This window comes from Halosolutus amylolyticus (assembly GCF_023566055.1).
Lineage (GTDB): Archaea > Halobacteriota > Halobacteria > Halobacteriales > Natrialbaceae > Halosolutus > Halosolutus amylolyticus.
The window spans coordinates 1,224,843-1,245,775 of the sequence record NZ_JALIQP010000001.1; the positions used below are offsets into that span (position 1 = coordinate 1,224,843).

23 protein-coding genes are annotated in these 20,933 nt (G+C 67.3%); 10 read left to right on the plus strand and 13 right to left on the minus strand.

Translation table 11 applies throughout. The features are described 5' to 3' along the window. The first annotated feature begins 24 nt into the window (after nucleotides 1–24). On the plus strand, nucleotides 25–936 hold the full coding sequence (locus MUN73_RS05935) for a hypothetical protein (protein ID WP_250139507.1): 912 nt from the start codon (nucleotides 25–27) through the stop codon (nucleotides 934–936). A 65-nt stretch (nucleotides 937–1,001) separates the two neighbouring features. Here the strand turns inward: MUN73_RS05935 and MUN73_RS05940 are convergent, their stop codons facing one another. Both MUN73_RS05940 and MUN73_RS05945 read right to left on the minus strand, forming a co-directional pair. After that, on the minus strand, nucleotides 1,002–1,913 hold the full coding sequence (locus tag MUN73_RS05940; protein ID WP_250139508.1) for a CPBP family intramembrane glutamic endopeptidase: 912 nt from the start codon (nucleotides 1,911–1,913) through the stop codon (nucleotides 1,002–1,004). A 132-nt stretch (nucleotides 1,914–2,045) separates the two neighbouring features. Further along, on the minus strand, nucleotides 2,046–2,432 hold the full coding sequence (locus tag MUN73_RS05945) for a DUF302 domain-containing protein (RefSeq protein WP_250139509.1): 387 nt from the start codon (nucleotides 2,430–2,432) through the stop codon (nucleotides 2,046–2,048). 33 nt (nucleotides 2,433–2,465) lie between these two features. Between MUN73_RS05945 and MUN73_RS05950 the strand changes: the two genes are divergently transcribed. Next, nucleotides 2,466–3,242: a class I SAM-dependent methyltransferase gene (locus MUN73_RS05950; protein WP_250139510.1), complete on the plus strand. Its 777-nt coding sequence runs from the start codon at nucleotides 2,466–2,468 to the stop codon at nucleotides 3,240–3,242. A gap of 36 nt (nucleotides 3,243–3,278) precedes the next feature. On the opposite strand, the gene MUN73_RS05955 is transcribed toward MUN73_RS05950, so the two are convergent. Further along, nucleotides 3,279–3,815 (minus strand): DUF2238 domain-containing protein, encoded by a 537-nt coding sequence (locus MUN73_RS05955; RefSeq protein ID WP_250139511.1) that lies wholly within the window; start codon nucleotides 3,813–3,815, stop codon nucleotides 3,279–3,281. A 226-nt stretch (nucleotides 3,816–4,041) separates the two neighbouring features. Here MUN73_RS05955 and trxA point away from each other — a divergent pair, with 226 nt between their 5' ends. Beyond that, a complete protein-coding gene (gene trxA / locus MUN73_RS05960; protein WP_250139512.1) occupies nucleotides 4,042–4,404 on the plus strand; it encodes a thioredoxin in 363 nt (120 codons plus the stop codon). After that, entirely contained in the window at nucleotides 4,401–5,444 is a 1,044-nt protein-coding gene (locus tag MUN73_RS05965; RefSeq protein ID WP_250139513.1) for an NAD(P)/FAD-dependent oxidoreductase, read from the plus strand. The genes trxA and MUN73_RS05965 overlap by 4 nt, the downstream gene beginning before the upstream one ends. A gap of 198 nt (nucleotides 5,445–5,642) precedes the next feature. Here MUN73_RS05965 and MUN73_RS05970 read toward each other — a convergent pair whose 3' ends face one another. Continuing rightward, nucleotides 5,643–6,083 carry a pyridoxamine 5'-phosphate oxidase family protein gene (locus tag MUN73_RS05970; protein ID WP_250139622.1) on the minus strand — a complete coding sequence of 147 codons (441 nt, stop codon included), beginning with the start codon at nucleotides 6,081–6,083 and terminating at the stop codon, nucleotides 5,643–5,645. 175 nt (nucleotides 6,084–6,258) lie between these two features. Between MUN73_RS05970 and MUN73_RS05975 the strand changes: the two genes are divergently transcribed. Together MUN73_RS05975 and MUN73_RS05980 are read left to right on the plus strand one after the other, a co-directional pair. Beyond that, a complete protein-coding gene (locus MUN73_RS05975; protein WP_250139514.1) occupies nucleotides 6,259–6,696 on the plus strand; it encodes a universal stress protein in 438 nt (145 codons plus the stop codon). Between the two features lie 173 nt (nucleotides 6,697–6,869). Next, a complete protein-coding gene (locus tag MUN73_RS05980) occupies nucleotides 6,870–7,757 on the plus strand; it encodes a universal stress protein (RefSeq protein WP_250139515.1) in 888 nt (295 codons plus the stop codon). Here MUN73_RS05980 and MUN73_RS05985 read toward each other — a convergent pair. Further along, the gene (locus MUN73_RS05985; protein ID WP_250139516.1) at nucleotides 7,671–8,492 is read right to left on the minus strand and encodes a class I SAM-dependent methyltransferase; all 822 of its coding nucleotides are present in this window, start codon (nucleotides 8,490–8,492) and stop codon (nucleotides 7,671–7,673) included. The genes MUN73_RS05980 and MUN73_RS05985 overlap by 87 nt on opposite strands. Nucleotides 8,493–8,502: 10 nt before the next feature. Further along, nucleotides 8,503–8,892 carry a DUF2267 domain-containing protein gene (locus tag MUN73_RS05990; RefSeq protein ID WP_250139517.1) on the minus strand — a complete coding sequence of 130 codons (390 nt, stop codon included), beginning with the start codon at nucleotides 8,890–8,892 and terminating at the stop codon, nucleotides 8,503–8,505. A 177-nt stretch (nucleotides 8,893–9,069) separates the two neighbouring features. Here MUN73_RS05990 and MUN73_RS05995 point away from each other — a divergent pair, with 177 nt between their 5' ends. Then, nucleotides 9,070–9,528, plus strand: coding sequence for a universal stress protein (locus MUN73_RS05995; RefSeq protein ID WP_250139518.1), 459 nt, complete (start codon nucleotides 9,070–9,072; stop codon nucleotides 9,526–9,528). A gap of 51 nt (nucleotides 9,529–9,579) precedes the next feature. On the opposite strand, the gene MUN73_RS06000 is transcribed toward MUN73_RS05995, so the two are convergent. Then, nucleotides 9,580–10,008 (minus strand): universal stress protein, encoded by a 429-nt coding sequence (locus MUN73_RS06000; RefSeq protein WP_250139519.1) that lies wholly within the window; start codon nucleotides 10,006–10,008, stop codon nucleotides 9,580–9,582. Nucleotides 10,009–10,161: 153 nt separating this feature from the next. On the opposite strand from MUN73_RS06000, the gene MUN73_RS06005 reads away from it, so the two are divergent. After that, nucleotides 10,162–11,052 (plus strand): universal stress protein, encoded by an 891-nt coding sequence (locus MUN73_RS06005; protein ID WP_250139520.1) that lies wholly within the window; start codon nucleotides 10,162–10,164, stop codon nucleotides 11,050–11,052. Nucleotides 11,053–11,121: 69 nt separating this feature from the next. Here the strand turns inward: MUN73_RS06005 and MUN73_RS06010 are convergent, their stop codons facing one another. Continuing rightward, the gene (locus tag MUN73_RS06010; RefSeq protein WP_250139521.1) at nucleotides 11,122–11,904 is read right to left on the minus strand and encodes a 3-oxoacyl-ACP reductase family protein; all 783 of its coding nucleotides are present in this window, start codon (nucleotides 11,902–11,904) and stop codon (nucleotides 11,122–11,124) included. Nucleotides 11,905–11,977: 73 nt separating this feature from the next. After that, on the minus strand, nucleotides 11,978–12,706 hold the full coding sequence (budC, locus tag MUN73_RS06015; protein WP_250139522.1) for a meso-2,3-butanediol dehydrogenase: 729 nt from the start codon (nucleotides 12,704–12,706) through the stop codon (nucleotides 11,978–11,980). Nucleotides 12,707–12,851: 145 nt separating this feature from the next. Here budC and MUN73_RS06020 point away from each other — a divergent pair, with 145 nt between their 5' ends. Both MUN73_RS06020 and MUN73_RS06025 read left to right on the plus strand, forming a co-directional pair. Continuing rightward, on the plus strand, nucleotides 12,852–15,614 hold the full coding sequence (locus MUN73_RS06020; protein ID WP_250139523.1) for a cation-translocating P-type ATPase: 2,763 nt from the start codon (nucleotides 12,852–12,854) through the stop codon (nucleotides 15,612–15,614). Nucleotides 15,615–15,736: 122 nt separating this feature from the next. Next, a complete protein-coding gene (locus tag MUN73_RS06025) occupies nucleotides 15,737–16,141 on the plus strand; it encodes a universal stress protein (protein ID WP_250139524.1) in 405 nt (134 codons plus the stop codon). A 27-nt stretch (nucleotides 16,142–16,168) separates the two neighbouring features. Here MUN73_RS06025 and MUN73_RS06030 read toward each other — a convergent pair whose 3' ends face one another. The 4 genes from MUN73_RS06030 to MUN73_RS06045 form a co-directional block, all read right to left on the minus strand. Further along, the gene (locus MUN73_RS06030; RefSeq protein ID WP_250139525.1) at nucleotides 16,169–16,579 is read right to left on the minus strand and encodes a universal stress protein; all 411 of its coding nucleotides are present in this window, start codon (nucleotides 16,577–16,579) and stop codon (nucleotides 16,169–16,171) included. Nucleotides 16,580–16,647: 68 nt separating this feature from the next. Further along, the gene (locus MUN73_RS06035) at nucleotides 16,648–18,336 is read right to left on the minus strand and encodes a cation:proton antiporter domain-containing protein (RefSeq protein ID WP_250139526.1); all 1,689 of its coding nucleotides are present in this window, start codon (nucleotides 18,334–18,336) and stop codon (nucleotides 16,648–16,650) included. Then, nucleotides 18,329–20,053, minus strand: coding sequence for a cation:proton antiporter (locus MUN73_RS06040; protein ID WP_250139527.1), 1,725 nt, complete (start codon nucleotides 20,051–20,053; stop codon nucleotides 18,329–18,331). Before MUN73_RS06040 ends, MUN73_RS06035 begins: the two co-directional genes overlap by 8 nt. Nucleotides 20,054–20,248: 195 nt before the next feature. Beyond that, a complete protein-coding gene (locus MUN73_RS06045) occupies nucleotides 20,249–20,713 on the minus strand; it encodes a universal stress protein (RefSeq protein ID WP_250139528.1) in 465 nt (154 codons plus the stop codon). Nucleotides 20,714–20,933 lie beyond the last annotated feature (220 nt).

Sequence of the window (20,933 nt, forward strand, 5' to 3'; positions counted from 1 at the left end):
GTGCTGGGTCCGTACGCGACGACGATGAACGTTCACGAGGCAATCGACGTCGGTACGATCGCGCTCAGCGGGTTGCTCCTTCGGGACGCGAAATTCTTCGCACGAAGCCTGGAGTCACCGCCGATCGTCGAGGTCGCGGCCGAATCGTCGGCCAGCGTCGACGCCAGCGACCTCTCTCGTGCCGGCGTGCACGACGTGACCGTGGAGACGCCGATCGGCGACTTCGAGGCCGCGTACATGCCCTGGCAGTGGCGCGGTCCCGACGATCCGACGCTCGTCTATCACCACGGGAGCGGCGAGCGACCGTTCGACTTCGGGAGAGTCAGTTCGAACTCGTTCCGGCGGCTGTTCGTCGCCGGTGATCGAGCCGTGCCGGCGAACGTCGTCGCCGTCCGGGCTCCGTTCCACGACGGATCGAGTCGGGCGTACGCCCGGGCGATGGGCGATCTCGCGAACTTCGTCGGGATGCTCGCCGCGTCGGCGGCACTCGTCGAGGCGCTCGCGGCGGCCGCGCGGGAGCGAACCGACGGTCCCGTCGTGGCCTCGGGGATCAGCCTCGGCGGCTGGGCAGTGAACCTCCACCGCGTCTGCTTCGAGTCCATCGATCGCTACGTGCCGATCTTCGCCGGCGCCGCGCTCGGGGACCTGTTCGTCTCGTCGATCTATCGGAAACTGGCGAGCGAGGCGGCCCGCAGGCGACCGGACCGGTTGCGGGAGGTGCTCGACTTCGAGGACCCGTTCGCGGCCGTCGACGCGGCCGACTGCGAGCCCCTGCTCGCGCGGTACGATCGGATCGTCGAGTTCGATCGGCAGCGGCCGAGCTACGCGGGACTGCCGCTCGCGGTCGTGGAGAAGGGGCACGTGACCGGATCGCTCGCGACGGCGGTCCTTCGCGAGCACGTACTGGGCGTGCTCGCCGGGGCCGATCTGCGGTGACCGAGACGCCTGCACCGACGGATCGACGACCCGTTCCACGGCGAACCCACCACTTCGGCGCCCGATCAGTACGGCGGTCGCGGCCGATCGGCCCCCCGGCGGAGGTTCGCTGGCCCCCACCAGAGCAGGACGAGCAGAACGAGGGCCGTCGTGGCCACGGTCTGATAGCGATCCGCCGTCGGCGAAAGCTCGAGGAGTTGGCCGGTCGCGTTGCCGACGAAGTGAAACAGGATCGCGGCGAGGACGCTCCGGTTCGCGTTGTTGAACAGCCAGGTGTAGAGCACCGCGCCGATGATGACATTGAACGCGAACCACGTCGGGTCCGGCGCGAAGTCCCAGCTACTGTAGTAGCCGACCATCAGGAACAGCGGCGCGTGCCACGCCGCCCACGCGAGGCCGAGGACGAGGCTGGCGGTCAGCGCGCTGAAACGCATCTGGAGCCGATCGAGCCAGTAGCCGCGCCAGCCGATCTCCTCGTGGAACGGGCCGAGCAGGAAGATCGCCGCCAGCGTTCCCGCGAGCGCGATCGGTTCGCCCAGCAGTTCCAGCAGGGGCGCCGCGCTCAGCGGCTGGCTCGTGCCGTCGACGACCATCGCGAGGCCGGCCCCGGTCAGCGCGAGCGCCGGCCAGAGCGCCACCATTACTGCGGCCCAGCGGCCGGGAATCAGCCGCACGTCGACGAGTCGCCGCCACAGGTCCGCGAGGCCGGCCCGGCCGCCGATCTGCCAGGCCATGACGATCCCTCCGATCGTGACGCCGATCCCGCCGACGAGCAGGAAGACGACCCCTGGAAACTGGAAGACGTGCCAGCCGGCGACGATCGGGACGCTCCACCAGAGCCACGTCCAGCCGTGGGAGAACAGCAGGAAGCCCCAGACGTCGAATCCGGGCCGGTTCTCGAGGGCGCTTCGGCGGGTCACGCGTCCCGTCCGCCGCGGTCGATCGCCGATCGACGGATCGCTCCCCCGTTGCGTCATGCTATCTCTCCCTTCGTCACAATCGGGTATCCCGATTGCGGCCGGTCGCGGTCCTCGATTCCGGTCGAGTCACGCCAGTATCGTCCAGGATCTCTCGGGAGCGTCGTTCGATGACGATTCAGGTGGCCCCGATCAGAGACGGCCGAAGACCGCCTCGAACCGATCGCGGGCGTCCTCACCGATCGGTTCGACCGCCGGTGTCTCCGTGATACCGAGCAGGGTCTGGGGGTCGACGGCACTGACGACCACGTCGCCGTCGTCGCCCTCGTAGACGACGACGTTACACGGCAACAGGGTGCCGAGTTCGACGTCCGCCTCGAGACCCTCGTGGGCCAGTCCGGGGTTGCACGCGCCCAGGATTCGGTACTGCCGGAAGTCCTCGCCGAGTTTCTTCTCGAGCGTCGCCTGGACGTCGATGTCACAGAGCACGCCGAACCCCTCGTCTTCCAGTGCGTCGATCGTTTCGGTGACGACGTCGTCGAACTCGCCGGCGACCTGCTTGTTTAGAGTATAGGACATAGCGCACAATACAGGTGCGGGTGGAATCACTCTTTGGGTAGCGACAGCAAGTCGTTCGGGCCGTCGGTGCCGTCGAACTGCGATCGAGCGATCGCCGGCGTCGAATTGCGATCGATCGGCCGCGATCGGCTTACCGAGGCCAAGGCCTTAGCCCCGTCACGGAAAACCTCCACCACGATGCTCTCACGACACCCGTCTCGGCGGCTCCTCGGACTGCTGGGGCTCGTCGTCGCCGGAATCGCGTTCGCCCTCCACTGGCGACGGAATCCGTCCCCGTGTCCCTACTCGCAACGGCGCTGGATCGATCTTCCGCGACCGGTGATCACGCGCTCTCGGGTACGCGACCTGCTCGGCCCGCGGCCGGGCGAGCGCGTCCTCGAGGTCGGCCCGGGAACGGGCTACTACACGCTCCCCGTCGCCCGATCGCTCGAACCGGACGGGACCCTCCACGCGGCCGACGTGCAGCCGGCGATGGTCGAACACCTGCAGACGCGACTGCAGGAGGCGAACCGTCGGAACGTCGAACCGGTCGGCGGGGACGCCCAGGCCCTCCCGTACGCCGACGACAGCTTCGAGGCCGCCTACCTGGTGCTCGTTCTCGGCGAGATTCCCGACCAGGAGCGTGCGCTCGCCGAACTCCGCCGCGTCCTGAAACCCGGCGGTCGACTCGTCGTCGGCGAACTGCTCCCCGATCCGCACTTCGTCAGGGCCGGTCAGCTCCGGCGACGGGCCGAACGGCAGGGCTTTCGCTTCGAGGAGCGGGACGGAACGCCGATCGGCTACGTCGCGCGGTTGTCCGTCCCGGCGTAGTCGCGGTCGGCGTCCGAGGTCGCTCGCCTACCCAGATCAGGTGAGGTTTTCGAGGACGCGATCGCCGAACGCGAGCACGAGGAGCGCGCCGACGAGGTTGAAGACGAGGTCGAGCGCGGTGTCCCGTTTCCCGTAGGAGACGAGCACCGGTTCGAGGCCGAGGCGATCGGCCGTGGCGTGGATGACGTACTCGACGACCTCCCAGAGGATTCCGGCGCAGACGACGACGGCGATGACCCGCGGCCGCGGATCGCGGTCGCGACGGCGGGACACGACGTAGGTGAGACCGCCGAGCAGCGTCGCCGAGTGGGTGTGCGTGAGGTGGTCCCACCACCAGACGTCGTCGTACGGACCGAGCATCCCGGCGGCGTGGGTGACCATCGCGGTCTCCGCGTACACGCGCTGCCACGGGTGGAACTCGACGTCGTACCACCGTTCGACGAACCCGGGGAGGTACGTGGCGGCGAGCGAGACGAGCGCGTTCACGATCGCTGCCGGGTCTCGCCGGCGACAGCCAGCGACGAATACGGCGAGGATCGAGCACCTGAGTCCGCGTTCGACCACCTGTGTCATCGATCTCAACACGATATCCGTCACAGGTAGCGATCAAAAATGAATCGATACCAGCGTCGTCCCGGCGACCCGACCCGCCGTCTCGACGATGGTGTTCGAGACGCGCCCGCGGACAGGGGAAGTTCCCGTACTCCTGTCTCTGCCCGGTACGACGATCGCGCCGCCTCCACGGTATTGTACAATACATACAAAACCTTTAAACGCTACCAGTTCGTACGGGGGAGTGATGGCAACTGATGCACACTCCGGATCTTCCGATCTCCCGACCGACGAACCAGTCCACGTCGAGGGTGCGGACCACCTCGACGGGATCGTCGCGGAGCACGACGTCGTGCTCGTCGACTTCTACGCGGACTGGTGCGGACCGTGCAAGATGCTCGAGCCGGTCATCGAGGGTCTCGCCGAGGAGACCGAGGCCGTGATGGCGAAGGTCGACGTCGACGCCAACCAGCAGCTCGCGGGTGCCTACGGCGTCCGCGGCGTCCCGACGCTCGTGCTCTTTGCGGACGGCGAACAGGTCGAACAGCACACCGGCGTCCTGCCGGCGGACCGCCTCCGGAACATGATCGAGGGATACACGAACGAATGAATACGGACACAGATCGTTCCACGACCGTTCACGACGTCGTGATCGTCGGCTCCGGCGTCGCCGGCCTCTCGGCCGCAGTCTACGCCGCCCGGGCCGACCTCGAGCCGATCGTGCTCGAAGGGCCGGAGCCCGGCGGCCAGCTGACGCTGACGACCGAGGTCGAGAACTACCTCGGGTTCCCCGAGGGTGTCGGCGGCATGGAACTGATCCAGAACGGGAAGGACCAGGCCGAACGCTTCGGCGCCGAGTTCGTCCACGGGACCGTCGAGGACGCGGCCCTCGACGAGCGGCCGTTCGAACTCGTGCTCTCGAACGGCGATCGGCTCCGGACGCGCGCCCTGATCGTCGCGACCGGTGCGAGCGCCCGCTGGGTCGGGGCCGAGAACGAGGACGAACTGATGGGCTACGGCCTGTCGACGTGTGCGACCTGTGACGGCGCGTTCCACCGCGGCGACGACGTGCTCGTGATCGGCGGCGGCGACAGCGCGATGGAGGAGGCGCTCTTCCTCGCGAAGTTCGCCGACAGCGTCACGATCGTCCACCGGCGCGACGAACTGCGTGCGTCGGACATCATGGCCCAGCGCGCCCGTGAACACGAGACGATCGACTTCCGCTGGAACACCGAACTGCTCGAGATCCACGGCTCGCAGGAGGAGGGCGTCACCGGCGCGACGCTGGTGCGCCATCCCGAGGGCCACCCGAAGGACAAACTCGACGACGGTCTCGAGGTCGAGCGCGAGGAGGTCGACGTCGGCGGCATCTTCTACGGCGTCGGCCACGTCCCCAACACGGACTTCCTCGCGGACACGGCGATCGATCGCGACGACGACGGCTACCTGCTGACCAGCGAGGGGATGACGACCGAGACCGCGGTCGAGGGCGTCTTCGGCGCGGGCGACGTGATGGACCCCAAGTACCGGCAGGCGATCACGGCCGCCGGGACCGGGAGTATGGCGGCGCTCGACGCCGAAACGTGGCTCGACGAGCGGGCCGCCGAGCGCGACGCGGCCCCCGTTGCCGAACTCGAGGCAGACGACTGAGGCGGATTGCTGTACCGATTTACCGGCGCAACCGCCGCCCGGATCGCGGTTGCGCCGGAAATGACTTACAGTAAACCGTATGAGACGGCCGCGTCGATGCGATCGATCACCGCCGCTCCCGATCCCGTGACTGCAGTTCTCTCCCGGCTCACGTCTGCAGTTCTCTCCCGGCTCACGTCTGCAGTTCTCTCTCCCAGCTCACATCGGTTCTTTGCGCCCGTTGATCGAGTCAGGTACGAGCCGGAAGTCGTGGAACTCGACCTCCGATCGCGGCCGATCGAAGATTTCGACCGTCGGAATCGATACCGCCCACATTCCCTGGACGGCTCCGGACTCCTCCGGTAGCTCCGCCAGTTCTTCGAGGGATCCCGTGGTGACGACGCTTCGCCACCCGTCGTCGGTTTCGCCGTAGACGACGAACGAGACCGGGTTCTCGACGAATTCGTCTTTGTTGCTTCCCGGCGGGAACGAGAGCCGGAAGTAGAAGTGGCCGGCCTCCGGGAAGTAGCCGTACGAAACCGGCAACGAGGACGGCGGTTCGTCCACCGTCGTCGCGAACGAGAGGACGCCCGTTCCCCCGATTCCGAGGAACTCGTTTCGTTCGTCTTCGGGGAGTTGGACCCAGCGAAGCCCTTTCATGGTCATGGTAGGTCGCCACAACCCGGACGATAAAAAAAGTGCAGGTATAGCTATCCGGAGTGTTCGCCGCGCGTGCCCGCCGGGACCGGTCGATTCGGATCGGACGCGGAGTCGCTCTTCTCACCGCGTCGGACTGACGGTCGGTCTTTTGAGGATTCGATCCGTCCGTTCCGGTATGACAAAGCACGTACTCGTCCCCCTGGACGGATCGGATCCGTCGTGGGCCGCGTTCGATCACGCCCTCGAACAGTACGCCGGCGAGCAGATCTCCGTGTTACACGTCGTCGACCCCGCCGAAGGCGTCTACGCGGGCATGGACGGGGGGTACTACGACGGCGCCGCGTTCGATCGAGCGCGCGAGCGCGGCGAGACCCTCTGTGAGCGGGCCCGCGATCGACTCGCGGAGACGGACGCCGTCTCGACGACGATCCTCGAGACGGCCGTCGAGACCGGGCGGCCGCGTCGGAAAATACTCGACTACGCCGACGAACACGACGTCGATCACATCGTCATGGGGAGCCACGGTCGGAAGGGCGTCTCGCGGGTCCTGCTGGGCAGCGTCGCGGAGACGGTCACCCGGCGGTCGCCGATGCCGGTGACGATCGTTCGCTAACGGACCCGATCGGTCGGCCAGGGCTGGCCGTCCCCTTCCTTGATGGCGATCCGCGGCGCTGTGCAGTCGCTGCGGGCCGGCCTCGGGCGGCCGCGGGGCTCCGCCTTTATGCGGATCGGCGTGGAAGTCGATCCGAGCGAGCACCGCTCGCCACCGGTACAGGTGGATTTCCCATGCCACAGCACGTCCTCGTTCCGATCGACGGCTCGGATCACGGCTTCGCCGGACTGGAGTACAGCCTCGCGTCGTTCCCCGACGCCGAACTCGCCGCGCTGTACGTCGTCGATCCAGCGTCCGATCGCGACGCGACCGTCGGTGCCACCGAGTCACCGCTCGACCGCGCCGAAACCCGCGGCGAGCAGGCGCTCGACCGTGCGACCGACCGCGCCGCCGAGCACGGCCGCGACCTCCAGACGTTCCTGCGGACCGGGTCGCCGCACACGGAGATCCTCGCGGTCGCCACCGAACGTGATACCGATCACATCGTCATGGGGAGCCACGGCCGATCGCCGCTCACCCATCCGTTTCTCGGGCACGTCAGCGAAGCCGTCGTACGACGCGCGCCGGTCACGACGACGGTCGTTCACGAGACGACGGCATCCATAGACGAGCGCGACCTCCCCGGATCGATCCTGGTTCCGGTCGACGGGTCCGAGCAGGCCGAGGCCGCGCTCGCGTACGCCATCGAGACGTTCCCCGACGCGTCACACACCGCCTTCCACGCCATGGACCTCCCGTTCGATCGCCCTCGCGAGGCGGTCGAGGGCACCTACCTCGAAGAGCTCCTGCACGACCACGAGGAGCGCGCCGAGGCGATCCTCGAGTCGGCGGCGGCGCTGGCCGACGAACTCGGCGCGACGATCGAGACCGAGACCGCGGCCGAGACGCCGTCGCGGGCGATCGTCGACTACGCCGACGCGAACGGGTACGACCAGATCGTCATGGGTGGCCACGGCCGATCGCTCGCGGCCCGGCTACTCACGGGATCGGTGGCGGAGCGGGTCGCGCGCCGATCGCCGCTGACGGTCACGCTGGTCCGGGGTGCCCCGGCCGCTGACTGACGCCCGCGGGCGCGGCGTCCGCGTGACCGATCGCTCCCGCTCGTCGTCGCGATCCGACGCGGGTCGACACAGGACCACCTCGACCGGGACGCGCGAGACGCTCTCGTCCCGCGCGTCGACGATCCGGAACCCGGCCTCGCGAAGCGTATCGCGGACGTAGATCGGCCGACAGTCGACGTAGGTCGGGGCCAGGTCGTGGACCCGTTCGTAGAGCCACGTGACCGGCCCGGCCCCGCGGCGGGACAGGGAGACGACACAGAGCCGCCCCGCCGGGTCGAGGACGCGTCGCCACTCCGCGAGAACGGCGGGAATCTCCGGCGTGTCGAACAGTTCGAGGACGAAACTCGCGAACAGGGCGTCGAAGGCGTCGTCAGCGAACGGCATCGTCGTCGCGTCGCCCGTGACAACGACGCCGCGATCGAGTCCGGCCGCCGCGAGCGCCCGTCGCGACGCGCGACACATCCCGTCCGCGAGATCGATCCCGACGGCGGTCCCGTCCGGACCGACGGCCCGTGCGATCGAAACGAGGGCGGTTCCGGTCCCCGCGCCGACGTCGAGGACGCGCTCGCCCGGCGCGGCGTCGAGCAACTCGAGTCCCGCGGTCCGCGCCGGTGCCTCGAACGGGTCGGCGACCGCGTCGTACCAGCGGCTGAGCGCGCTGTACCACTCGCGGGCGGCCGCTTTCGACCGGGGCACGCGGGCGATCGGTCCCGGCGGTCCGCGCTGGGTACTCACGCGGGACCGCTCACTCCGCGTCCGCCTCGATCAGTTCGAACAGCGGATCGAAGTCCTCGGGCAACTGGGCCTCGGCTTTCTCGACGTTCCCCGCCGGAACCACCTCGGCGACGAGGGCGACGATCTGCTGGGCCTGGTAGTTGGCGTCCGCCCGATCGCCGCCCCCGCGCTCGGCGATGCGATCGAGGAACTCCTGGTAGTCGAAGCGCTGTCCGTGCTCGGCCTCGGTCAGGTAGCGATCGATCTCCATCGGGAGCGGGCTGGCGAGGTCCGTCGCCTCCCCCGACTGGAGTCGCTCGCCGAGCGTGGTCAGGACGGCCCGGGTTGCCCGGACGGCCTGCCCGAACTGCGCGTACTCGAGCCTGTGCTGTACCTGTCCGACGAAGTCTTTGTAGTTCATAGTGGGACCAGTAGTGGAACTGCTCGATCTCGGCGCGCGGGTCGCCCGGCCGATCACCCGGCCGGCCGCGCGGTCGATACGTGTCGGGTTTCCACGCCAGTCGAAATAAAGCTGGGCACCACGGGACCGGCCCGTGTGCGGATAGAACTTTGGGGCGACGGGACGTACGTCGACTCGATGTCCCGCCAACTGCTCGTTCCCGTAGACGGGTCGCCCCTGTCGAACAGGGCGCTGGAGCACGCCTTCGATGCGTACGACGATTCATCGGTCGTCGCGCTCCACGTGATCGATCCCGCGGATCCGGGATACAGTTCTCCGATCGACGTCGACGTCATGACCGAACCGCCCCACGGCTCCGAGGCGTGGTACGAGCGCGCCGAGAAAGAGGAAGAACGGATCTTCGACGAGGCGCGCGACCTGGCGGCCGACCACGACGCCGATCTCTCGACCGAGTCCGCGATCGGCGACCCGGCGCGGGAGATCGTCGACTACACCGAGGATCACGACGTCGACGCGATCGTGATGGGCAGTCACGGCCGATCGGGCCCGACGCGACTGTTGCTCGGCAGTACCGCCGAACTCGTCGTTAGCCGGGCGCCGGTCACCGTCACCGTCGTCCGCGACGAGGTGGCGTGACGACCGTCGAACTGGCGCGGCCGGTCGCCGATCGCCGTTCGAGCGCCGTCGCTACCGGACGACCGTCACCGGCACACTCGCGCGCCTGACGACGAGTTCCGCGGTGCTGCCGAGTCGGAACTCGGCGGCGTTGGTCCGCCCGCGACTCCCCATGACGATCGCGTCGACGTCGTGGTCCTCGGCGTAGGCCACGATCGTCTGGGCCGGGGACCCGACCGCGGAGTCGGTCTCGATCGTCGCCCCACCCGTCTCGACGTCCGCGAGCGCCGCCTCGAAGAGGTCGTCCGCCTCGGCCTGCTGTTCGTCGAGCCACTCCTCGGTGAGCGGCGGCAACTGCGCTTCCTGGTCGGGGCTCACCTCGAACGGGTCGATCGCGTGAAAGAGGACGAGGCGCGCGTCGGTGAACGTCTCGATGGCGTACCGGAGTGCAGCCTGTGCGTGCGCCGAACCGTCGTGTGGGACGAGGATCGATCGGGACATCTCCACTTTGTCGTTCGTCGGTGACGGTGGTAAATCCCGACGGTGCCGACCGCCGACGCGGAACGGAGCCTGCGCGGGCCGTGGGAGAGCCGTCTTTTTGTCGATCGTCGACGAACGATCGATCGGGCGGTCTCGATCGCCCGCTGGACATCCATGCCACGACACGTTCTCGTTCCGATCGACGGTGCCGACCACTCCATCGGGGCCCTCGAGTACTGCTTCGCCTCGTTTCCGGACGCGTCGGTCACCGCGTTACACGTCGTCGAGCCGTCGCCCGACCGCTTCGTGGGGAGCGGCGAGTCCGACCCTGCGGCGGAACGCGCGGCGGCGCGTGGGGACCGGGTCCTCGAGCGGGCGACGGACCTGGCCGACGACCGCGGCCGCGAGATCGGGACGGCGACGCGGACCGGGCGGCCCCACACGGAGATCCTGTCGATGGCGTCCGAGTCGGACGTCGACCACGTCGTGATGGGGAGTCACGGCGAGTCGCCGGTCGCGGGACCGTTCCTCGGCCACGTCAGCGAGATCGTGGTGCGCCGATCGCCCGTCTCGACGACGATCGTCCCCGAACCGCCGACGGCGATCCGCGAGCGCGACCTTCCGGGTCGGATCCTCGTCCCGGTCGACGGCTCGGACCAGGCCGAGGCCGCGCTCGCGTACGCCGTCGAGACGTTCCCGGACGCCGCCCACACGCTCCTGAACGTGATCGATCTCCCGTTCGATCGCTCCCGCGTGGACACGACGGGTGGCTATCTCGAGAAGATTCGCACGGCACACGAGCGAAGCGCCGCGGAGATCCTCGAGTCGGCGACGGCGGTCGCCGGGGAGCGGGGCGGCGACGTCGAGACAGAGACCGCGTACGGACGCCCGGGGGCCGAGATCGTCGACTACGCCGACGCGAACGGGTACGACCAGGTCGTCATGGGGAGTCACGGCCGATCGTTCCCGGCCCGGCTACTCACGGGGTCCGTGGCGGAACGGGTCGCACGCGACTCGCCTCGAACGGTGACGCTGGTACGCGGCGAATACGGCGTGGGCCGATAGCTCCCGGACTGCCTCGCCTCGGGGTTCTCGACGCGGAGCGCGGTGAACGGATCCGTGCGTTCCGGCGCGTCACCACTCCATTCCACCGTTGATCCCGATGACCTGGCCGGTCATGTAGTCGGCGTAGTCGCCGGCGAGGAATCGCACCATCCCGACGACGTCTTCGGTGTCGGCGAACCGATCGAGCGGGATATCGTCCCGGATCTGCTCGCGGACGCGATCGGGAACCTTCTCGAGCATGTCGGTTTCGGTGAAGCCGGGCGCGACGCAGTTGGCCGTCGAGCCGTGTCTCGCGAGTTCGAGGGCGATCGTCCGAGTGAACGCGATGAGGCCGCCTTTCGACGTCGCGTAGTTCGCCTGCCCGTAGTTGCCCTGCTGGCCGACGACGCTCGAGATGTTGATGAGTCGCCCCTTGTCGGCCGTCTTGATGTCCTCGTAGAACGCCTTCGTACAGTTGAACGTCCCGTGGAGGTTGACCTCGATAACCCGCGTCCAGTCCTCGTAGGTCATGTTCTCGAACTTCCGGTCGATCGTGATCCCCGCGTTGTTGACGAGGACGTCGATGTCGCCGAGTTCGGCGCGTACCTCGTCGGCCATCCGGGCGACATCGTCGGGGTCCGAGACGTCGGCACCCACGGCGATGGCCGTCTCGTCGTTCGCCCGAATGTGCTCTGCCACCTCCCGGGCCTTCTCGTCGGAACTGCGGTAGTTCACCACGACGTCGGCGCCACAACGTGCGAACTCGAGGGCGATGTCCCGTCCGATCCCGCGCGAGGAGCCGGTAACGAGACAGGTCCGATCGGCCAGTGGTCGTCGATCGAGCGGCTCCAGCCGCTGTACTGTTTCGGACATACAGCCGCACCTCATCGTCTAGCGTGTTAACTATGTTCCCTGTTCTCGTGTCTCATGCCTCGGGTGGACGCCGTCAGAACGCCGTCCACCCCCCGTCGACCGGGACGTTCGCCCCGGTGACGTACGACGCGTCGTCCGACGCGAGGAACGCGGCCACGGGCGCGATTTCCTCGGGCTGGCCGTGGCGATCCATCGGCGTCTTCTGCTCGAGGAAGCTGTAGAAGCGTTCGGACTCGAACAGGTCTTCCGTCATCGGCGTTTCGACGAACCCGGGACAGATGCTGTTGACCCGGACCCCCTGGTCGGCGTAGTCGATCGCCACCTGCTGTGTGAAGTTCACGACGCCGCCCTTCGCGGCGGAGTAGGACGCGGCCCCTTTCCCGCCGACGAGGCCGTAGATGGAGCCGAGGTTGATGATACAGCCGTCGGACGCTTTGAGGTGGGGCAGGGCGGCCTTGGTCCCGTGCATGACGCCGTCGAGGTTGGTCTCGACCACCGTCTCCCACTCTTCCAGATCCATCTCCTCGACCGACGTCTCGCTCGCGACGCCGGCGTTGTTCACCATGACGTCGAGTTCACCGTACTCCTCGACGGTCCCCTCGACGAGCGCCTCGACCTGGTCGTACTCGCGCACGTCACACCGTTCGAACCCGCAGTCGAGTTCGTCGGCCGCCGCCGCGCCCGTCTCCGCGTCGATGTCCGCGATCACGACGGTCGCGCCCTCCTCGATAAATCGGTCGGCGATCGCCTTGCCGATCCCGACCGCGCCGCCGGTCACGATCGCGATGGTGTCTTCGAGCATGGTGGCCCCTGCCTACACCCACTACCGATAAAGTGGTCGTACCTGTCGCTCGTTCGATCTCTCCCGTTGGCCACCAGTCAGGCCGAGTGCCAGTCGCTGGGGGAATTAAGTCGCGTATCGTCGTAGGGGCGACGGCGACACACACGTGTCACGAACTGAACAGTACGAACGGCCCAGGACCGAGTCCGCCGACGACTGGCACTCGCGCCCGATCGAGGACGTCTACGACGCGCTCGAGACGTCGGAACGGGGTCTCGATCCGGACGAGGCGCGTGCTCGTCTCGACCGCGTCGGGCCGAACGAGATCGAGGCCGCGGAGGGGATTTCGCCGCTCCGTATTCTTCTCGAGCAGTACTCCTCGGCGTTGATCTGGATCCTGATCGTCGCCGCGATCGTGATGGCGGCCGTCGGACACACGATCGACGCCGCGGTCATCGCCGGGATCGTCGTCTTCATCACGCTGTTCGGATTCCTCCAGGACTACCGGGCCGAACAGAGTATCCAGGCGCTCAAGGAGCTGTCGACGAGGTACGCGCTCGCGCGCCGCGGCGGCGAGAAGACCGAGATCGACGCCACGAAACTCGTCCCCGGGGACGTGATCTTCGTCGAGTCCGGCGACATCGTTCCCGCCGACGCCCGCATCGTCGAGGAATCGAACCTGAGCGTCGACGAGGCGGCGCTGACCGGGGAGAGCATGGCCGTCTCGAAGACCGTCGGGACCGTCGCCGAGGACACGTCGCTCGCCGACCGCGGGAACACTCTCTACAAGGATACCGTCGTCGAGCGCGGCTCCGGAACCGCGGTCGTCGTCGAGACCGGTCCCGACTCCGAGATCGGGCAGATCGCGACCGCACTCGAGGAGGCCGAGGAGCGAGCGACGCCGTTCCAGGCCGAGATGGACCGGCTCGGCAAACTCATCGCCGCCGGCGTCGTGGGTATCGTCGCGATCATCGCGATCGCCGAACTCGTCGTCGGCGACACGCCGCCGCTGCAGGTCTTCCTGACGGCGGTCGGGATCGCAGTCTCGGCGGTTCCGGAGGGGCTCCCCGCGGTCGTCACGCTCTCGCTCGCGCTCGGGGCTCGCCGGATGGCCGACCGGAACGCGCTCGTTCGCCGGCTGCCGATCGTCGAGGCGCTCGGCTCGGTCGACGTCATCTGTACGGACAAGACGGGAACGCTCACCGAGGAGGAGATGACGGTCCAGCGGATCGTCGCCGATCGGGGGGTCTACGAGGTGACCGGCACCGGCTACGACACCGACGGCGAGTTCCGCCGGGACGGCGACCCCGTCGACACCGATCGCGTGGCCGACGTGCTCCGCTGTGGGATGCTGTGTAACGACGTCGACGTCGGAACGCGGGAACGGGACGCGGAAGGAGACGACGGTGGTGGCGGCGACGGAGGTGTGCCTGCGGGCACCGGAGTCGATGGCGACCGGACCTATCTCGGGGATCCGACCGAGATCGCGCTGTTCGTCGCCGCACGGAAGGCCGGGTTCGATCGCGATCGACTCGACGAGGCGTACCCCCGCATCGGCGAGGTCGACTTCACCTCGGCGCGCAAGCGGATGACGACGGTCCACCGAACGCCCGACGGGGGGACGGTCGCCTACATGAAAGGGGCGCCCGAGACCGTCCTCGAACGCTGTGATCGCGAACTCGTCGACGGCGAAATCGTCCCTCTTACCGACGATCGGCGGGCGGAGATCGAGGCCCGGAACGAGTCGCTGGCGGCGGACGCGTTCCGCGTGATGGGCTTTGCCTCCCGGCCGGACGTCCCTCCCTCGCAGGCCGAGGCGCCGGACGAGACGATCGAGCAGGGGATGGTCTTTCTCGGCCTGCAGGGCATGCTCGATCCGCCCCGGCCCGAGGTGCCGGACGCGATCGCGGCCTGTCTCGACGCCGGCATCGACGTGGTGATGGTCACCGGCGACAACGCCGTGACGGCGCGGGCCGTCGGCGAGGCGATCGGCCTGCGATCGACGCGCGTGATCTCGGGTCCCGAACTCGAGGCGATGAACGACGAGGAACTGGCCGACGTCGTCGAGGAGGTCGACATCTTCGCGCGGACGTCGCCCGATCACAAGACGCGGATCCTCCAGACGTTACAGGCGAAGGGGCACACGGTGGCGATGACCGGCGACGGCGTCAACGACGCGCCAGCCGTAAAGAACGCGGACGTCGGCGTCGCGATGGGAATTCGCGGCACCGACGTCACCGAGCAGTCGTCGGACATCGTCCTGCTCGACGACAACTTCGCGACGATCCGGGACGCGGTGAAAGGGGGCCGCCGTATCTTCGACAACGTCCGCAAGTTCGTCAACTTCCTGCTGTGCTGGAACGCCGGCGAGGTGACGCTGGTGTTCGCCGGATCGATGCTCGGCTTCGGCCTCGTGATCTCGCCGGTCCAGATCCTCTGGATCAACGTCGTGACCGACGGGCTGCCCGCCCTGTCGATGGGCGTCGATCCGGCGACCGACGACGTCATGGACCGCGACCCCCGGCCGCCCGAGGAGGGCGTGATCACGGATCGAATCTCGATCTCGATCGTCGGCGTCGGAATCCTCATCGCGCTCACGATCCTGCCCCTGTACGCCCTCCACCGGGCCGATACGGCCCTCGCCCGGACGATGGTCTTTACGTCGCTCGTCGTCTTCGAGATCGCCGGCATCCAGTCGGTCCGATGGCGATACGGGCACGGGCCGTTCTCCAATCGGTGGCTCGTGATCGGGGTCGCCACCGCGCTCGCCCTCCAGTTGGTGGTGCTGTACACGCCGATCGGGATCCTGTTCGACGTCGTTCCGCTCGGACCGGGTCACTGGGCTCAGATCGGGATCGCGCTGGTCGCGTTCGGCGTCTTGCTGGCGCTCTTCGAGCGCGTCCTGGATCGGTACTACGATCGCTACTAAGTCCCCATCGCGGACCCCGACGCGATCCGAACCCGGGCCGATCGATCGCCGCGTGGACCCGGACCTGTCACCCGCACTCACAGTCAAGGCAGGACCTTGCCCGCCCGGGACCTACGTCGACTATGTTCCGCGTTCTGGTCCCGGTCGATGGCTCGTCGCAGGCGGCGGCCGCGCTCGAGGAGGCTCTCGAACTGTTTCCCGACGCCGAGATCGTCGTCTTGCACGTGATACAGGTCACCCGGATCCCGTCGGATCCGGATGTCACGCCCTACGAACACGCGAGGGAGGAGGGGGAAGCGATCCTCGAGGACGCGGAGGCGATCGCTGCCGAACACGAGCGCAGTATCGACACCGCGCTCACCGAAGGGCACGCCGGACGAGCGATCGTCTCCTGTATCGACGAGTACGATGCCGACCACGTCGTGATGGGCAGTACTGGCCGCTCCGGCGTGACGAGAGTTCTGCTGGGAAGCGTCGCGGAAACGGTAACGCGACGGTCCCCCGTCTCGGTGACGATCGTTCGGTGACGCACGCGCACACTGTCCGTCGCTCGCTCACCTGACGACCGTCACCGGGACCGGTGTCCGGCGGACGACCGTCTCGGCGACGCTTCCCAGGAGGACGCGCGAGGCACCGTCGCGGCCGTGGCTCCCCATCACGACGTGATCGATATCGTGTTCGTCGGCGTACCTGACGATCTCGCGCGACGGCCTGCCGGTGACCACCTCGGTCTCGATCGGTCCACCGTGCGCCCGCTCGTCGGCCAGTCGATCGAGCATCTCGCGCCGTCTCGCTCGCAGATCGTCGTAGTCCGACCCCCGTTTTTCGAGGTGGATCTCCGGCGGGCCGCCCGAGAAGACGTGCAACAGCGTGATGGCGGCGTCGGGGTACTCCTCGAGGGCGTAGTCGAGCGCCCGCCCTGCCTGTTCGGAGCCGTCGATCGGGACGATGACGTGTTTCGGCATCGCTGACCAGTATGTAGAGCACGTGCTCCGTATCCTCCTAATTCCTTCGCCGGGGTCCGCGACGCGGGTCAGCGCGTCGCCCGGAGTTCGTCCGCAGCCGTGTGATAGCCGTGAACGGACCGCTCGTCGAGTTCGGCCACGTGCCAGCGTCGGAGACTCTCGCGCGACCGGTCGCCTTCTATCAGCTCTTCGATATGTTCGACCAGTCGATCGGCGGCCAGTCGATCGGGGACGTTGACGTACAGTGCGCCCCGGTCCAGCAGATCGAAGGCCCGCTCGGTCGACCGGGCGCGGAGAATCACGTCCGTCCCGTCCGCGAGCGAGAGCAGTCGATCGGAGAGGGACGTCGAGTCGACCGTCGACACGATCAGTCGAGCGTCCTCGAGGCTCGCCTTCTCTCGAGTGTACGGTTCCATCGCGTTCCCGAAGACGTAACCGGCACACTGGGCGTCCAGGGCCGTCAGGAGGGCCGGATCGTTCTCGATGACGACGTACGGACGGTCGACGTCCTCGCAGGTTTCGACGAGCCGCTGACCCTGTCTCCCGTATCCGACGATGACGACGTGGTCGGAGACGTCGTCGGGGACGGCGCTTCGTTCGTCGACCTTCTCGTGGTGGCTCGCGAGCAGCCCACGATCGGTGAGCGTTCGGTAGACGCGCTCCGCGTGACGGTGACTGAGACTGGACGTGATCATCGTGAGCGCTGCCGTGAGAACGATGGCGTCGAACACCGACTGTCCCAGGATGCCGAGCAAGAGCGCCTCGATGGCGATGACGAGCGCGAACTCGCTGATCTGGTCGAGAGTGAGGCCGGTCAGCGTCGCCGATCGTGCCTCGTAGCCCGTGTGAATCAACAGGCCGATGGTGACCGCCGGTTTGACGACGACCGTCAGCACCACGAGGGTCGCCGCGACGATCACCGCGTCGGCCGTCGGCACGGACACGAGGGCGCCGAGTGTAACGAAGAAGACCGCGGCGAAGAAGTCCGTGATGGACGCCAGCCCGTTGAGCACGCCGATGTGTTCGGCGGGTTCGTGACGAACCGCGAGACCGGCGGCGAAGGCGCCGACGACGATCGAGACGCCGACGAGTTCCGCGGCAGTGAGGAACGCGACGAGCAACGCGACGACGCTGACGATCATCACCTCGTCGGACTCGTCCGCGAGCACCCCGACGTACTCGAACAGGACCCGGTTGATCAGGACGCCAGTTCCGACGATCGCGACGCCGAACCCCAGTTTCGTCGCGATCGACGGGGCTGTTGCTGCCCCGACGCTCATCGTGAGGACGAAGACGATCGCCAGTACGTCGTGGACGAACTGGATCGACTCCGCCAGGCGACCGTGAACGAGGTTCTCCCGGACGTCCGGTTCGAGGAGGGACGTTCCGACGGTCGTCGAGGAGAGCGCGGCCGCGACACCGAGATACGTCGCCTGTTCGGCCGAGAGGCCGACGAGAACGCCCGTCGCGACGCCGATCGACCCGGTCACGACGACTTGCCCGATCGCCACGAGTTCGCTGTCGTCGAGCACGAACCGGATCGCGTCGAACTGGATACGTGCGCCGAACGCGAACACGAGCAACGCGATGCCGTATCGGGCGAGTTCGAGCGTGAGACGTTCCTCGATGACGGTCCCGGTGACGAGCCCCGCGAGGATGAGAAACGGGATGGTCGGCAGATCGAACCGGTTCGCGACGAGGAGAAACGCACCGCCGACGACGAAAATAACCGAGAGTGCGGTCACCAGTTCACTCATGGTCTCGTCGCTCCGGGTCGAGCGTCTCGGGGAACGGTTCGGAACGTCGTAATCGCGCGACGTCCGTCTCGATCGCCGCCTCGAACGCCTCGACGTCTTCGAAATACGCCTCGAGATAGGCCGCGAGCCGTTCGGCGGTGAGCTGGGTACTCATCACGACGTAGTGCGCCCCGCGGGCGTAGAGTTCGCGGGCGTCGTCCGCCCACTGTGCTTCGACGAACACCGTCGTCTCCTCACTAACCGCCCCGAGAAGCACCTCGTTCACGTCCCGTTCGGGGGTCGAGGAGAGCACGAAGTCGGCTCGCCCCAGCCCGGCCTCCTTCCGAATCTCCGTGTGACGGAAGTCACCGTAGATGACGTCGTAACCGGCCTCGTCCAGCGTCTCGACGTGATCGACCGTCCGGTCGATGATGACGACGTCGTCGTAGTACGCCTCGAGCGGTTCGAGGGCGCTTCGCGACAGTTCGTCGTAGCCGATGACCACTGCGTGATTCCGGTACTCCGCTCGATCCATCTCGTGCTCGTCGCCGGTTTCCAGGCGACCGACGTGTGGGTGGAGGCGTTCGTAGAGCGCGTGACTGTACGCGATCGCGTAGACGGAGATGCTCATCGTGAGCAGGGCCACCAGACTGAGAAAGCCGAGGACTGGTGGCCCGATGACTCCCTCCGCGACCGCGACGGTGCCGACCACGAGCGCGAACTCGCTGACCTGAATCATGTTGGCACTGCCGAGAAACGCGGTTTCGAGGCTGAACCGCTGCCAGCGGATCAGGGAAAAAAACACCCAAAACTTGGCCGAAATCAGAACCAGCGAGGCGACGACGGCTTCCCGCCAGTAGACGACCAGGTCGGCCGCCTCCAATCCCAGGCCGATCGAGACGAAGAAGATCAGTATGAACAGATCCGTTATCGGTGTAATTCGATCCTGCAGTTCCGTGCTGTAGGGGAGCTGTGCGATGGCCAGACCGGCGAGGAACGCCCCCATCTCGATCGAGAGATCGAGTCGGTCGGCGACGAAGATGAACAGGAACGCCCAGCCGATGGCGATCAGGAAGAACACGTCTTCGTTGTCCGCGATACGCCGGAACACCACGGGCAACAGGTAGCGAGACGCGGCGATCGCGGCGAGACCGATACCGGCGACCAGGGCGAGGACCGTAAGGAGGGTGGTCGCGACGTCGATCGCGCTGTCCGGGCGGCCGAACGCCAGTAGCGTGAGCAAGACGACGACCACGACGTCCTGGACGAGTAGCACGCCGACGTCGATCGTTCCCTGCGGCGAGGTCACCTCGTCCCTGTCGGACAGCATCTTGACGACGACTGCGGTAGAGCTGTACATCACGGCGAGTCCGATCAGCAACGACTCCCGGAACGAAAAGCCCACCAGTAGCGCAGTCCCGAGTCCGACGAGACAGACGAGTCCCATTTGCGGGACGGCAATCATGACGACCGGACGGAAGACGTGCCTGACGTCCTCGATTCGCATCTTGACACCGAGCAGGAACAGCAGGAACGCGAGTCCGAGTTCCGACATCGTCTGCGTGAGTTCGCCGGGCGTACCGATGCCGAGGACGGCGGGTCCGAGCAGCAACCCCGTCAGGATGTAGGCGACGATGGTCGGCTGCTCTAGCTGTTTCGCGACGACGCTGGTGACGGCAGCGGCCACCAGAATGATGGTGAAATCCGCCGGGAGCGCTATCTCGGATGCCAGTGCCATTGGCGCGGTAGCCCACACTACTGCTGGTCGCCGGTTAACGCTGTTGACGGGACGCTGACAGGGCGCGATCGACCCGTCTTGGGGGGCCTCGACCGGCAACGGCGAATCGGGTTCACGCTCCGGTGCACCCGTCGAACCGACGTTCGACTTGAGGCTGGAAGCTACCTCTCGTGAACCGCGTCGCGGACGAGTCGTTCATCGCACGATCATCACCGGCACTGGTGCCCGTTTGACGACGGTTTCCGCGACGCTCCCCAGCAGGAATCGCTCGGCCCCGGTGCGGCAGTGACTGCCCATCACGATGCGATCGACGTCGTGCTCCTCGGCGTACTCGAGGACGACGTCGGCCGGGTCGCCGAACTCGAGGACGGTCTCGACGTCGCGTTCGCCGGCGATCTCGCGAGCGTCGTCGAAGACTTCCTGTGCCTCGGCTTCGGATTTCTCCCGCCACTCACGCCAGTACGCCGGCGAGACCGAGCCCGGCGGTGCCCCGTCGTCGAACGTCGGCCGCATGACGTCGATCAGACTGAGCCCGGATCCGATCGGGTCCATCACGTGAACGACGACGACGTCGGCGTCCGGATAGTCGGTCAGCGCCGTCTCGAGCGCTTTCGTCGAGAGTGGTGACCCCTCCGTCGGAACGAGGACCGTCCGCGTCATACGTCCCGTACGGGCCGTCGGTGCAAATATAGTAGCCACTGAACGTTACTGCACACCTGATCACAGGACAGCTTTGCGATCAGTGTGTGAATCGTTTCAGTGGCTACTATAGCCGGGGGCGCGCACCCGATCGACGGCAGGGTATCTCCCCACTCACCGGCGTTCCCGCCCCGTGGGAACTGGCACGGGGTCTTCGATGATCCAGGGCGAACCATTCCAT